Annotated in this window: 12 protein-coding genes; 5 read left to right on the forward strand and 7 right to left on the reverse strand. The window is 67.4% G+C overall.

Annotated elements, in window-relative coordinates; translation table 11 throughout:
• Nucleotides 1-82: 82 nt before the first annotated feature.
• On the forward strand, nucleotides 83-1,084 hold the full coding sequence (locus LK533_RS03755; RefSeq protein ID WP_229361422.1) for a phosphotransferase family protein: 1,002 nt from the start codon (nucleotides 83-85) through the stop codon (nucleotides 1,082-1,084).
• A 50-nt stretch (nucleotides 1,085-1,134) separates the two neighbouring features.
• Here the strand turns inward: LK533_RS03755 and LK533_RS03760 are convergent, their stop codons facing one another.
• Nucleotides 1,135-2,004, reverse strand: coding sequence for an acyl-CoA thioesterase (locus tag LK533_RS03760; RefSeq protein ID WP_229361423.1), 870 nt, complete (start codon nucleotides 2,002-2,004; stop codon nucleotides 1,135-1,137).
• A 113-nt stretch (nucleotides 2,005-2,117) separates the two neighbouring features.
• Here LK533_RS03760 and LK533_RS03765 point away from each other — a divergent pair, with 113 nt between their 5' ends.
• Complete coding sequence (locus LK533_RS03765) at nucleotides 2,118-3,866, forward strand: class I adenylate-forming enzyme family protein (protein ID WP_229361424.1); 1,749 nt, start codon at nucleotides 2,118-2,120, stop codon at nucleotides 3,864-3,866.
• Nucleotides 3,867-3,878: 12 nt separating this feature from the next.
• On the opposite strand, the gene LK533_RS03770 is transcribed toward LK533_RS03765, so the two are convergent.
• The 4 genes from LK533_RS03770 to LK533_RS03785 form a co-directional block, all read right to left on the reverse strand.
• Complete coding sequence (locus tag LK533_RS03770; protein ID WP_229361425.1) at nucleotides 3,879-5,111, reverse strand: MFS transporter; 1,233 nt, start codon at nucleotides 5,109-5,111, stop codon at nucleotides 3,879-3,881.
• A 114-nt stretch (nucleotides 5,112-5,225) separates the two neighbouring features.
• Nucleotides 5,226-5,399, reverse strand: coding sequence for a hypothetical protein (locus LK533_RS03775; protein WP_229361426.1), 174 nt, complete (start codon nucleotides 5,397-5,399; stop codon nucleotides 5,226-5,228).
• 44 nt (nucleotides 5,400-5,443) lie between these two features.
• Nucleotides 5,444-6,154: a hypothetical protein gene (locus tag LK533_RS03780; RefSeq protein ID WP_229361427.1), complete on the reverse strand. Its 711-nt coding sequence runs from the start codon at nucleotides 6,152-6,154 to the stop codon at nucleotides 5,444-5,446.
• A 9-nt stretch (nucleotides 6,155-6,163) separates the two neighbouring features.
• Entirely contained in the window at nucleotides 6,164-7,357 is a 1,194-nt protein-coding gene (locus LK533_RS03785) for a toxic anion resistance protein (protein WP_229361428.1), read from the reverse strand.
• 204 nt (nucleotides 7,358-7,561) lie between these two features.
• On the opposite strand from LK533_RS03785, the gene typA reads away from it, so the two are divergent.
• The 3 genes from typA to LK533_RS03800 all read left to right on the forward strand — a co-directional run bounded on the left by typA (nucleotide 7,562) and on the right by LK533_RS03800 (nucleotide 10,372).
• Nucleotides 7,562-9,400, forward strand: coding sequence for a translational GTPase TypA (gene typA / locus LK533_RS03790; RefSeq protein ID WP_229361429.1), 1,839 nt, complete (start codon nucleotides 7,562-7,564; stop codon nucleotides 9,398-9,400).
• Nucleotides 9,401-9,590: 190 nt separating this feature from the next.
• A complete protein-coding gene (locus tag LK533_RS03795; RefSeq protein WP_229361430.1) occupies nucleotides 9,591-9,995 on the forward strand; it encodes a hypothetical protein in 405 nt (134 codons plus the stop codon).
• A 95-nt stretch (nucleotides 9,996-10,090) separates the two neighbouring features.
• A complete protein-coding gene (locus LK533_RS03800) occupies nucleotides 10,091-10,372 on the forward strand; it encodes a DUF3297 family protein (RefSeq protein ID WP_229361431.1) in 282 nt (93 codons plus the stop codon).
• A 490-nt stretch (nucleotides 10,373-10,862) separates the two neighbouring features.
• Here the strand turns inward: LK533_RS03800 and LK533_RS03805 are convergent, their stop codons facing one another.
• Both LK533_RS03805 and LK533_RS03810 read right to left on the reverse strand, forming a co-directional pair.
• A complete protein-coding gene (locus LK533_RS03805) occupies nucleotides 10,863-11,666 on the reverse strand; it encodes a LytR/AlgR family response regulator transcription factor (RefSeq protein ID WP_229361432.1) in 804 nt (267 codons plus the stop codon).
• The gene (locus LK533_RS03810) at nucleotides 11,663-12,769 is read right to left on the reverse strand and encodes a sensor histidine kinase (protein WP_229361433.1); all 1,107 of its coding nucleotides are present in this window, start codon (nucleotides 12,767-12,769) and stop codon (nucleotides 11,663-11,665) included. The genes LK533_RS03805 and LK533_RS03810 overlap by 4 nt, the downstream gene beginning before the upstream one ends.
• Between the last annotated feature and the right edge of the window lie 4 nt (nucleotides 12,770-12,773).

The raw sequence follows: 12,773 nt of genomic DNA on the forward strand, positions 1-12,773 counted from the left end.
AGCGGGAGAGCGCGATGGCGAACGGCAGCCCGTCACCCTGGGGGCGTCGCCCACCGTCCGGCCTGAGCGGCGGAGGCGGCGCATGACTCATCCCGACACCTCGCAGATGCTCGGAACGCGGCCGGCGGACGATCTGCACGCGGACGCGCTCACCGAATGGATGGCCGGCGCTGTCCCGGGCTTCGAAGGGCCGCTCGCGTATGTCCGCTTCGCTGGCGGGCATCGCAACCGGACCTATCGCATCGACACGCCGACGCAGGCCTATGTGCTGCGGCGCCGCCCGGCCGACCCGCCGCGGGAGGCGATTCACCCGATCGAGCGCGAATACCGGCTGCTCGAGGCGCTCCAGCCGACCGGTTATCCTGCGCCGCGCCCGCTGGCGTTCTGCGATGATCCGGCGGTGATCGGGGATCCCTTTTACCTGATGGCGCTGGTCGAGGGGCGGACGCTGTGGGACGAGACCATGCCCGGCATGACCCCGGCGCATCGTCGCGAGCATTACGACGCCTGGATCCACGCGCTTGCCGCCCTTCATGCCCTCGATCCCGGGCCGCTCGCGCTTGAAGCCGCGGGTTTTGCGCCCTGCCGGCTCGACCACAAGGTTCGGCATTGGACGGAGCGCTCCGAGGCCCGCGTCACGCCAGAGCTTGCGCGCCTGGCCGACTGGCTGCCGGTCGCACCCCCGCAAACGGCAGCGACCACGCTCGTCCACGGCAATTTCCGGCTGCAGAACCTGGTCTTCTCGCAAGAGGGCGCGCGGGTGGCGTCGGTGATCGACTGGGACCAAGCGGGGCTGGGCGATCCGCACATCGACCTCGCCTATGTTCTCGCCCGCTGGGTGAGCGGAACCGATCTTCACCCCGGCCTGGACGAGGTCGCGGGTCCGGAAAGCGGCATCCCTACATCCGAGGAGATGATCGCTCGCTATCGCCAGGCGAGCGGGCGGGAGGCAGGCGCCGCCCTCGACTGGCACCTCGCCTACACGCTCTTCCGCCTGGCGATGCTGGGCCAAGCGGAGAACCCGGCCCATTCCGCGACACTGGCCGCCACGGCCTGGCACCATGCGGAGCGCGCGGGGGCCTGACGCGTTTTCTGCCTGCGCAGGGAGAACGTAAGTTCGGTAATGATCGGCGCCTACCCGCGCTTGCGGATCAGCCCCTCCTGCGCCACGCTCGCTACCAGTCGGCCGTCGCGCGTGAAGATGCGGCCACGGTTGAATCCGCGCCCGTTGCCCGCCCAGGGGCTGTCCGTCGTGTAGAGCAGCCAGTCGTCGAACCGGAACGGCTCGTGCAGCCACAGCGCATGGTCCAGGCTCGCGGTCTGCATGCGCGGATCGCCCAGCCGTACCGAATGCGGCATCATCGACGTGCCGAGCAGCAGCATGTCACTGGCATAGGCAAGCACGGCCCGGTGCAACATGGGATCGTCGGGCAGAGCGGCGACCGTCCGGAACCAGCTGTGCTGAACCGGGGGCCGCGGTTCGGAGCGCAGCCAGTCGCCGGGCGCTACCGGCCGCATCTCGATCGGCCGCGGCTGGGCCAGGAAACGGCGCACCGGGTCGGACAGTTCGTTGCCCATCTGCGCCTGCACCTCGGCTTCCGAACCGAGCGCCTCGGGCGGCGGCACGTCCGGCATCGCATCCTGGTGGTGCAGCCCTTCCTCTTCGTGCTGGAAGGAGGCGGCGAGCACCAGCATCGGCTGCCCCCCCTGCAACGCCATCACCCGCCGGGTGGCGAAGCTGCGCCCATCGAAGTCGCGCGTCACCTGAAAGACGATCGGCTGTTCGGCGTTTCCGGCGCGCATGAAATAGGCGTGGAGCGAGTGGGCGACCTTGCCCTCGACCGATCGCTGCGCCGCCTGGAGTGCCTGGCCGATCACCTGGCCGCCGAACACGCGGCCCTTGCCGCCGGGCAGCCGCGCGCCGCGATAGAGGTCGGTGTCGAGCGCCTCCAGATCAAGCAGGGTAACCAGCGTCTCGACCAGCAATTCGGGGGTATGCGCCATGCGTCGTTCGTTCCTGTAATCCGGTCGGCGCATTAGGCACGCGCTTTACGTATTCGGCAAGCGGCAATGCACGCGCCTTGACGACGGCTCCTGTGGCAGGTTCAAGCCGCGCGGTGGCACCGCACCAACCAAGTGATCCATCCAACGGCACCGTATGGCCGGCCTGCACCCTTGCCGAAGCGACCGCGCGGCTGACCGCGCCCGGCGCGCGGTTCGAGATGGAGACGGTGGCGATCCGCGGGGTGCCGACCCGAACCTGGAAGCATGCGCCGGAGAGCCTCGCTGCGCTGGCGCGGGAGTCACGCGTCCATGGCGACCGCCTGTTCCTGATCCACGAGGATGACCGCGTCACCTTTGCGGCGAGCTATCGCGCCGTCACTATTCTCGCCGTCGAACTCGCCGCGCGCGGCATTACCAAGGGCGATCGGGTGGCGATCGCGATGCGCAACCGCCCGCAATGGCCGATCGCGCTGCTGGCGATCGCGAGCCTGGGCGCCATCGCCGTGCCGCTCAACGCCTGGTGGACCGGCGCGGAACTCGCCTTCGCGCTCGCCGACACGGGCGCCCGCCTGCTGATCGCCGACGCCCGCCGGCACGAACGCCTGCTCGACCGCTATGCCGATCTGCCGGCGCTGGAGGCGGTGCTGGTATCCGGCTGGCGGGAGCGGCTGACCGGCAACGCCGAGCCGCTGGAGGCGCTGATCGGCAGCCCGAACGATTGGGCACGCCTGCCGGAGCTCCCATTCCCCGAGGTCGACATCGCCCCGGATGATCCCGTGACGATCTTCTACACCAGCGGCACCACTGGCGGTCCCAAGGGCGCAGTGGGCACCCACCGCAACCTGATGAGCAACATCCTTTCGTCGGCCTATGTCTCGGCCCGCACGCTGCTGCGCCGTGGCGTGCCGCTGCCGGAGCGATCACCGCCGCAGACGGTGCTGTTGCCGATCCCGCTGTTCCACGTCACCGCCTGCAGCGCCTTCCTGATGATCGCCATCGCCACCGGCGGCACGGTCGTGCTGATGCGTAAATGGGCCCCCGCCGAGGCCATGGCGCTGATCGCGCGCGAGCGGATCGAGGCGATCGGCGCCGTACCCGCCATCGCCTGGCAACTGCTCGAGCATCCCGATCGCCACAGCCATGATCTCGCCTCGCTGGTTCGCATCGCCTATGGCGGGGCGCCTGCCGCGCCTGAACTCGCGCGCCGCATCCAGGCGGAGTTCGGCGCCATGCCCAGCAACGGCTGGGGCATGACCGAGACGATGGCGACCGTGGCGAGCAATGCGGCCGAGGACTATCTTGCCCGCCCGACCAGCTGCGGACCGCCGGTGGCCACCGCCGACCTCAAGATCCTCGCACCCGACACCGGCGCGCCGGTGCCCGCGGGCGAGGTCGGCGAGTTGTGGGCGCGCGGGCCGATGGTGGTCCAGGGATACTGGAACCGGCCCGAAGCGACGGCGGCCAGCTTTGTCGACGGCTGGGTGCGTACCGGCGACCTTGCCCGCATCGACACCGACGGCTTCTGCCACATCGTCGACCGCCTGAAGGACGTGGTGATCCGCGGCGGTGAGAACATCTATGCGGCCGAGGTCGAGGACGTGCTTTATGCGCACCCGGCGGTCACCGACTGCGCGCTGGTCGGCGTGCCCCATCGCACGCTTGGCGAAGAGCCGGCAGCGGTGGTTCACCTGGCGCCGGACACCAATGCCGATGCAGCGGAGCTGCAAGCCTGGGTGCGCGCGCGGCTGGCTGCCTTCAAGGTCCCCGTGGCGATCCGCTTCTCCGAAGCGACGCTGCCCAGAAACGCCAACGGCAAGATCCTGAAGCGCGACCTGCGCGCCTTGTTCGCGCCCGAGAGCTGATGGCGCCCAAGCTCAACCCGCCTCGCGCAATCCGTTCAGCACCCAGAAGCCGACCAGCGTCAGCACCGCGGTCAGTGCCGCCAACGCATGCCACCCGCCATGCTGCCAGAACCAGCCGCCCAGGGTTCCGGTAACGCTCGACCCCAGATAGTAGAACAGCAGGTAGAGCGAGGCGGCATGTCCCTTGGCCCCGTGTGCCACCCGTCCAACCCAGCCGCTGGCCACCGAATGGCCGATGAAGAAGCCGATCGTCAGCAGCGTGATGCCGGCCACGATCAGCACCAGGCTGGCCGACAAGGTCAGCGCGATGCCTGCCAGCAGCAGCGCCAATCCCACTCCCAGCGTGCGCGCCCGGCCGTGCCGGTCCGCCAGCCGGCCCGCGCTGGAGGAGGCGACCATCCCCAGCGCATAGGTCAGGAAGATCATGCTGGTGGCGGTCTGGCCCAGGCGGTACGGCGGCGCCGCCAGCCGGAACCCCGCATAGTTGAACAGCGCCACGAACACGCTCATCAGCAAAAAGGCGAGGGCGAACAGGCGCAACAGCCGCGGGTCGCGCAGATGCGCCCCCCAGGCACGCAGGTGGAATCCGGGGTCAAATCCCCGCACGATCGCGAAGTTGCGCGACGCCGGCAGCAGCAGCGCGAAGCCGACCGCCGCCACCAGATCAAGCCCGCCCAACAGCGCCATCGCCCCGCGCCAGCTGGTGAGGTCGGTCGCGAGCCCCATGCCGACGCGGCCCATCATCCCGCCAAACGCAGTGCCCGCGACATAGAGGCCCATCGCCCGACCCAGGTGCGCGGGGTCGATCTCCTCGGCCAGATAGGCCATCGCCACGGCCGGTACGCCGCCCAGCACCAGTCCCTCCAGCGCGCGGGCCATCAGCAGCAGCGGAAAGCTGGGTGTCCACGCCGCCGCCACGTTGAGCACCGCGGCTCCCGCCATCGACCCGAACATCAGTCCGCGTCGCGGCACCATCTGGGAGACTGCGCCGGCCGCGAAGATCGCGAGCGCCAACAACCCGGTTGTCAGCGACAGGGCCAGCGACGCGACGCCGGGCGCCACGACAAAGTCCTGTGCGAACTCCGGCAGCAGCGGCTGCACGCAATAGATCAGCGAGAACGTCGCAAAGCCCGCGAGGAACAGCGCCAGGCTGATGCGGCGATACGCGGCGGTTCCATGCGCGGTCCACTGTGCCGAGCGTTGCTCTTCTGCAGGACGCTCGTCGGGGATGAAGCTATCGGTCACGCGCGCGCTGTGGGCCAGTCCGGCTTCCCTGTCCAACCCAGGATGCCCTGTTCACCGAAGCAAGGGCGCGGATCGGTGCGCTTCAGCAGGCGCAGGGGCGTGGCTGCCGAAGGTTCATCCGGTACCCTCCGGGTCGCGCGCGCTGTAGCTGCGGCCGCCATAGGGCTGGTCCTTGGGTGTCAGGGAACTGCCGGCACTTGCTGCCGTTGCCGTGGCGGCATGGCCGTCGACGTCGCCGAGCACCAGGCCTGGCGACTGGTGATACCCGGCTTGCGCGGCGGTGCGCATTCCAGCGTCCCGCCGCCCTGTCAGGCTAGGCTCTTCGCCGTGGGCTAGGCCAGCGTCTCGTCGTCGCGGTACTTGATCTGAAGATAGCGGTTGCGCGTCGCCAGGCTGTCCAGGTCGCCCTGCGCCAGCTGGCGGCTCATGTCGGCGATTTCCTCGTCGATGACCTTCAACCCTTCAAGCAGCTGGTCGTCCGGGGTGCGGCCGTTGCGCTCAACCCCACGCAACGGCTCCGGCACGCGCTGGTACCCGCGCACCAGCTCGGGGAGCTGCTCGCCGACCAGCTTGCGCACTTCCGCCGCGGCCGGCTCGCGCTCGTCCAGCGCGCCCAGCTGCTGGCTGAGCGTGTCGAGCCGGACGCCGATCGAGTCGGTGAGCGTGCGTGCCGGTGCGGGCAGGGCGGGGCGCTGCGTCTCCAGCCAGCGTTCCGTCTGCTGCGGCAGCGCCTTCAACGGCGCCGCCGCGAAGGTCTCGGGCGTCGCCGCCTTCACCACCGGGAAGATCGCGAACAGCGCGGTCGCGGCGATCAGCAGCGCCATCACCAGCATCGCGCCGCCGATGCCCAGCGGCACGAACCAGCCGACCACCAGCGCCCCGATCAGGATGGCGAGATCCGCGATGGCGATGCGGCCGACGCGCCGCAGCACCTCGGCTTCCCGCCGGCGCTTCACGCGCTGCGCGCCGCCGCGGTGGCGGTCGCGCGAGCGCTCCAGCACTTCGGTCGATCGGGCGATCTGGTGGTCGACTTCGCTCTGCATGCCGGTTCCTTACAGCGCCTCGAGCTTAAAGGTCTCGCCGCCGCCACCGGCGTTCTGCGCGGCGCCTTCGGCCCGGGCGATATAGCCCTTCGACCGCTCGACCTCGTTCGACAGCGTGTTGACCGTGGTCTTCATGCTGTCGAGCGCCTTGAGCTTGAACGTGTCGATCGCGTCCATCGTGTCATAGATGTTCTGGAACGCGCGCTGCAGCGTCTCCACCGGAATCGCCGAGGCTGCGGCCTGCTCGTGAATCTGCGCGGTCTGCGACTTCAAGAGCTTGCCGGTCGAATCGATGATGTTCGCGGTCGTCGTGTTGAGCGCGGTGATCTGGTCGAGCACCAGCTTCTGGTTGGTGAGCGCCTGTGCCACCGTCACTGCCGTGCGCAGCGCGCCGACCGTGGTGGTGGAGGCGCGATCGACGCCCTTCACCAGCTCGACATTGTTCTTCTTGACCAGGTCCAGGGCCAGATAGCCCTGCACCGTCACCGCCATCTGAGTCAGCAGGTCCTGGCTGCGCTGGCGCACATAGAAGAGCGCGCTCTCGCGGATCGCCTTGGCCTTGGCCGGATCGCTGTGGTCCAGGTCGTTCGCCTTGTCCTCCAGCTTGCGATCCATCTCCTTGGACAGATAGATCATCTGCTCCAGCCGACCCATCGCCGCCCACAGGTTCTGCCGCTCCACGTCGATGGCGGCATTGTCCATCAGCAGCTCGTCCTTGCCGGACTGCAGGCTCTTCAGGATCTGCGCGATATGGGTCTGCGAGCTTTTGTAGCTGTCGAAATAGTCGCGCATCTTGTTGCCGAAGGGCAGGATGCCGAACAGCTTCTTGGGCGCCAGCAGGTTGCCCTGCTTGCCCGGATCCAGATCCTCGATCGTGCGGCGCAGCTGGGCGAGGTCGGCACCGACGCCGGACTCCTGGTCCATCGCCTTGACCGGGCGGTCGAGGAAGCGGTTCGACTGGCCGGCCGCCTCGCGGATTTCGCGCGCGCCCATGTTGGTGATGGCATCGACGCGCTTGCCGAACTCCGGCGAGTTCACGTCCTGCGCGATCAGGTCGTCGATGAAGCTGTCGACGCGGCTTTCCAGCTCCGACTTCTTGGTGTCGTCCACCGGCACCAGGCCCGACGCCTTGGCAGGCGCAACGGCGGGCACGGGATCCGGCGCTTCGAGTTTTAGCTCCTGTTCCGCTACCTGCGTCGCCATATCGTCTCCTGTGTCTGTCGCTCCTGAGGATAGTTGCTTGCCGCAGCGGCGCAAGTGTATCAGGCAAACAACACGCCGGCGTGTCATGTCCATGTGGATGCGGGCAGCCGCTTCGTCGAATGACCTTTCCGCGCCGCGGCAAATAGGCTATGGGCCGCGCCGAAACCGCCCGCGCATTGCGTCGGCCACTTTCCGGGAAATTGAATGAGCCTGCGCAACATCGCCATCATCGCGCACGTCGATCATGGCAAAACCACCCTCGTCGACCAGCTGTTCCGCCAGTCGGGCACCTTCCGCGACAACCAGCGCGTGGAAGAGCGCGCGATGGACTCCAACGACCTCGAGAAGGAGCGCGGGATCACCATTCTCGCCAAGCCGACCTCGGTCGAATGGGCCCCTCCGGGCGGCGGCGAGCCGGTGCGCATCAACATCGTCGACACCCCCGGCCACGCCGACTTCGGCGGCGAGGTGGAGCGCATCCTCTCGATGGTTGACGGCGTGATCCTGCTGGTCGACTCGTCGGAAGGCGCGATGCCGCAGACGAAGTTCGTGACCGGCAAGGCGCTGAAGCTCGGCCTGAAGCCGATCGTCGTCGTCAACAAGATCGACCGCGCCGACAGCCGCGTTCAGGAAGTGCTGGACGAGGTGTTCGACCTGTTCGTGTCGCTCGACGCGACCGACGAGCAGCTCGACTTCCCCGTGCTCTACGCCTCGGGCCGCAACGGCTATGCCTCGGACAATCCCGATGCGCGCGAAGGCACGCTGACCCCGCTGTTCGAGAAGATCGTCAGCCACGTGCCGGCGCCGAACCTCGACGTCGATGCGCCGTTCAGCTTCCTGGTGACGCTGCTCGACCGTGACAACTTCCTGGGCCGCATCCTCACCGGCCGCGTCCAGTCGGGCACGGTGAAGCTCAACCAGCCGATCCACGCGCTCGACATGGCGGGCAACGTGATCGAGACCGGCCGCGCCTCCAAGATCATGACCTTCCAGGGTCTGGAGCGCGTGCCGACCGAGGAAGCCAAGGCTGGCGACATCATCAGCCTCGCCGGTCTTGCCGTCGCAACCGTGTCGAACACGATCTGCGACACGACCGTGACGGAGGCGATCCAGGCGCAGCCGATCGATCCGCCGACGCTGTCGATGCGTTTCGCCGTCAACGACTCGCCGATGGCAGGGCGTGAGGGCTCGAAGGTCACCAGCCGCATGATCCGTGACCGCCTGGAGCGCGAAGCCGAGTCCAACGTCGCGATCAAGGTCACCGAGAGCGAGGACAAGGACAGCTTCGAAGTCGCCGGCCGCGGCGAGCTTCAGCTGGGCGTTCTGATCGAGACGATGCGCCGCGAGGGCTTCGAGCTTGGCATCAGCCGCCCGCGCGTGCTGTTCGGCACCGACGAGGAAGGCAAGAAGACCGAGCCGTACGAGACGGTCGTCATCGACGTGGACGATGAATTCTCGGGCACGGTCGTCGACAAGATGAACCAGCGCAAGGCCGAGATGACGGACATGCGTCCGTCGGGTGGCGGCAAGACCCGCATCACCTTCTCGGCACCGTCGCGTGGCCTGATCGGCTACCACGGCGAGTTCCTGTCGGACACCCGCGGCACCGGCATCATGAACCGCCTGTTCGAGAAGTACGGCCCCCACAAGGGCGCGATCGAAGGCCGCAAGAACGGCGTGCTGATCTCCAACGGCGCGGGCGAGGCCCAGGGCTATGCGCTTGGGCCGCTCGAGGATCGTGGCGTGCTGTTCGTCGGCCATGGCGAGGCGCTCTATGAGGGCATGATCATCGGCGAGAACGCCAAGACGGACGACCTTGAGGTCAACCCGATGAAGGCGAAGCAGCTCACCAACTTCCGCGCGTCGGGCGGCAAGGACGATGCCATTCGCCTGACCCCGCCGAAGAAGATGACGCTGGAGCAGGCCATCGCCTACATCGACGACGACGAGATGGTCGAAGTCACGCCGAAGAACATCCGTCTTCGCAAGCGGTACCTTGACCCGAACGTGCGCAAGCGCATGTCGCGGTCGAAGGCGGCCTGAGCCTCGCAGCTCTCGACACAAAGGGCGTCGGATGCACCAGCATCCGGCGCCCTTTGTTTTTCCTGGATAAACCGCGGCTGAACAGGCGGTTACCGTCTGGTTCAGTGCTGCTGCGCTACCTGCCGATCTTCGGCGCCCGTCCTGCGTTGATGCCCGTCACGCCCGCGCGCGCGAAAGGAGGAGTTGGCAGATGAAGACCCTGTTGAAGAAGGCCGGCCTGGGCCTCGCCTTGGCCGCAACCGCCCTGACCGCAGCGGCCCCCGCGGAGGCGCAGCGCTATCGCGGCGGCTATTACCCGCGCTATCACCATTATCACGGCCGCAGCTCGGCAGGTCCGGCACTGGCGGCCGGTGTCGTCGGCGTGGTGCTGGGTGCGGCGCTCGCCTCGGACGCCAATGATCGCGCCTATCGCGACCGCTACTATCGCGACCGCGGCTACGATTATGACTACGACGACCGCTATTATCGTGAGCGCGGCTATTATCCGGCCGACGGCTATTATGCCGATCGCTACCGCGATGATCGCCGGTGCTGGGACGAGCGCCGCTACGACCCCTATTATGGTCACCCGGTGCGTGTGCGCGTCTGCAACTGAGCCAAGCGGACGTTTGAGCGAGGGGCGGCGCGGGCAGGGCTCGCGCCGCCCTTTTTTTGTTGGCGCGGACGCGCTTTTGCGCCATGCGGCCGCCCATGAGCGATACACCCCCCGACCACCTTTCGATCAACCCGCGCAGCCCGCACTTCGACCGTGAGGCGCTGGAACGCGGCGTCGGCATCCGCTTCAAGGGCGTGGAGCGCCGCGACGTCGAGGAATATTCGATTTCCGAAGGCTGGATCCGCGTCGGGCTTGGCAAGAAGATGGACCGTCACGGCCAGCCGCTGACGATCAAGCTTACCGGTCCGGTCGAAGCCTGGTTCCAGACCGGCACCGAGGCGGACGCGACCGAGAGCACCGAAGAGCCGCAGGGCTGAATGAAAAAGGGCCACCCCAGGGTGGCCCTTCTTGCATCGGTGTTCGCGCATAGCGCTCCACGCACGCCGACCCGTAGCTCGGCGAAGGCCGGGGCCCAGTTGGGGCGCCCGCTCAAAGGTGAGCAACCCTCCGAAATCTCCTTCTGGTGCTCCCGCGAAGGCGGGAGCCCAGGGTTCCCGGCGCTATCGGCCGTTGCTCTGGGTAACTCTGGATCCCCGCCTGCGCGGGGATACGGCACGGGGGGGCGGGGGCTGACTTTCCGAGGAACTGGGAGGCGCCTAACCATTCGGCAAACCCCCTCTTTGTGCTCCCGCGAAGGCGGGAGCCCAGGGTTCCACGCGCCGTCGGCGGTTGTTCAGCACAACCCTCGATCCGCTGCCCCCGCGGGGATGCCGGGGGCGCGAAAGACCGGCACCCACCCGCGCCTTTGCACCTCAATCCGATCTCTACCGGGAAATCGCCCCGGAACAGCCGAACCGGCCGCCCGCCTCAGTGAACGAAGCGCGCCACCACGTCGCGATAGCTGCGGCTGACCTTCACCTGTGCGCCCGAATCCAGCACCAGGAAGCACTCGCCGTTGGTGTGCGGCTTCACCTGCTTGACCAGATCCAGGTTGACGATCGTCGAGCGGTGGACGCGCTGGAACCGGCGCGGGTCGAGCCGCTTTTCCAGGTCCTTCATCGTCTCGCGCAGGATCAGCGTGTTGTCGCCGGTGTAGATGCACATGTAATCGCCGGCCGCGTCGATGCGTTCGATCGTGTCGACGTCGACGCGGAAGATCTGGCCGCGATCCTTGATGTTGATCAGCTTTTCGAAGCGGTTGGCGTTGTGGCCGCCGTCCACGCCGTCCGACAGCGTCTCGGCAGCTTCCGGCGCGACCTCGGCCAGCACTTCCTTCAGCCGGTCGACCTCGGCCTGGCCGCGCTTCTCGCTCAATCGCTGGCGTACGCGGTCGAGCGTGTCGGCGAGCCGGGAGTCGTCCACCGGCTTCATGAGGTAATCGACCGCCTGCGCCTCGAACGCGCGCAGCGCGTGGTCGGAATAGGCGGTGACGAACACCACCAGCGGCGGCTCGACCTCCATGAGCCCCTGCACGACCGAGAAGCCGTCGAAGCCCGGCATCTGGATGTCCAGAAAGACAAGGTCGGGCTTGTGCGTCTTGATCGAACGGATGGCCTCGCGGCCGTTGACGCACTTGTCGACGATCTCGACGTCTTCATGCGTCTGCAGGCGCAGTTCCAGCCCCTGGATGGCCAGCGGCTCGTCGTCGACTAGGATGGTACGGATGGTCATGCAGCCTCTCGCGTGCGTTCCTCGACCTGGAACGGAATTTCGATCTCGACGCTGAACCCGCTGCCCGGAATCGACCGCGTGTCGAGGCGATGGTCCTCACCATATGCCTGCGCCAGTCGCTCCCGGATGTTTGCCAGTCCCACGCCGGTCGATAAGGTCGGCCTGCGCGACGCCTCGTTCAAGCCCGGGCCGGTGTCCGAAACGCCAATCTGCACCCGTTCCCCGGCGAGCCGAGCCGTAACCGAAATCTCGGCCCCCTCTTCCTTCGGGGTAACTGCGTATTTGATCGCGTTTTCGACCAGCGGCTGCAGCAGCAGCGAGGGCAGGCGGGCGTTGGCGACGCGCGGATCGATGTCGAAGCGCGTCTGCAACCGCTCCTCGAAGCGCATTTTTTCGATATCGAGGTAGAGCTTCAGCGTCTCCACCTCCTGCGCCAGCGTCACGTGCGCGGTCGGCTCGTTGGCAAGCGTGTAGCGCAGGAACGAGGACAGCCGCGACAGCATGATGTTCGCGCGTTCGGTGTGCTTGAGCAGCACCAGCGTCGAAATCGAGTTGAGCGTGTTGAACAGGAAGTGCGGGTTCAGCTGGTAGCGCAGCATCGCCAGCTGCGCCGACGACGCCTGGTTCTCTAGCGCCTGCATGGTGCGGCTCTGCTGCTCGACGATCAGGTAGAAGTTGATGCCGAAGTAGAGCGCCGACCAGCCCGCCAGCACGGTAGAGGTAAGGAACAGCAACGCCGGCAGCAGCGACAGGTCCAGCACTGCGACCGGGGCGTTCGTGCGGAAGAGGGAGAAGGTATAGGCCTCGATCACCGCATAGAGCAGCGTCGCGACCACCAGCGTCAGCAACGTGCAGACGATCGCCCACAGCCGCGGCAGCTTGCGATAGCTGCCATACAGCACCGACATCAGCAGCGTCAGGCAATAGCCGACGATGGATTCGACGATGACGCCCAGCACCACCTTGGCACTCGGCGCGTTGAAGACGGTGGAGACGGTGCGCAGCAGCAGATAGCCGCTCCAACCCGCTGCCTGGAGTATCCAGAAGGCCCGCGTCTTTTCTTCAAAGAACGGGCGCGAGAAGAGGGAGGACACGGCTGCCATGATG

The organism is Sphingomonas sp. PL-96 (assembly GCF_020707215.1).
Taxonomy (GTDB): domain Bacteria; phylum Pseudomonadota; class Alphaproteobacteria; order Sphingomonadales; family Sphingomonadaceae; genus Sphingomonas.

Coding starts and splice junctions, on each gene's coding strand:
- LK533_RS03755 (WP_229361422.1), top strand. CDS start 83: ATGACTCATCCCGACACCTCGCAGATGCTCGGAACGCGGCCGGCGGAC.
- LK533_RS03760 (WP_229361423.1), bottom strand. CDS start 2,004: ATGGCGCATACCCCCGAATTGCTGGTCGAGACGCTGGTTACCCTGCTT.
- LK533_RS03775 (WP_229361426.1), bottom strand. CDS start 5,399: ATGCGCACCGCCGCGCAAGCCGGGTATCACCAGTCGCCAGGCCTGGTG.
- LK533_RS03780 (WP_229361427.1), bottom strand. CDS start 6,154: ATGCAGAGCGAAGTCGACCACCAGATCGCCCGATCGACCGAAGTGCTG.
- LK533_RS03785 (WP_229361428.1), bottom strand. CDS start 7,357: ATGGCGACGCAGGTAGCGGAACAGGAGCTAAAACTCGAAGCGCCGGAT.
- typA (WP_229361429.1), top strand. CDS start 7,562: ATGAGCCTGCGCAACATCGCCATCATCGCGCACGTCGATCATGGCAAA.
- LK533_RS03795 (WP_229361430.1), top strand. CDS start 9,591: ATGAAGACCCTGTTGAAGAAGGCCGGCCTGGGCCTCGCCTTGGCCGCA.
- LK533_RS03800 (WP_229361431.1), top strand. CDS start 10,091: ATGAGCGATACACCCCCCGACCACCTTTCGATCAACCCGCGCAGCCCG.
- LK533_RS03805 (WP_229361432.1), bottom strand. CDS start 11,666: ATGACCATCCGTACCATCCTAGTCGACGACGAGCCGCTGGCCATCCAG.
- LK533_RS03810 (WP_229361433.1), bottom strand. CDS start 12,769: ATGGCAGCCGTGTCCTCCCTCTTCTCGCGCCCGTTCTTTGAAGAAAAG.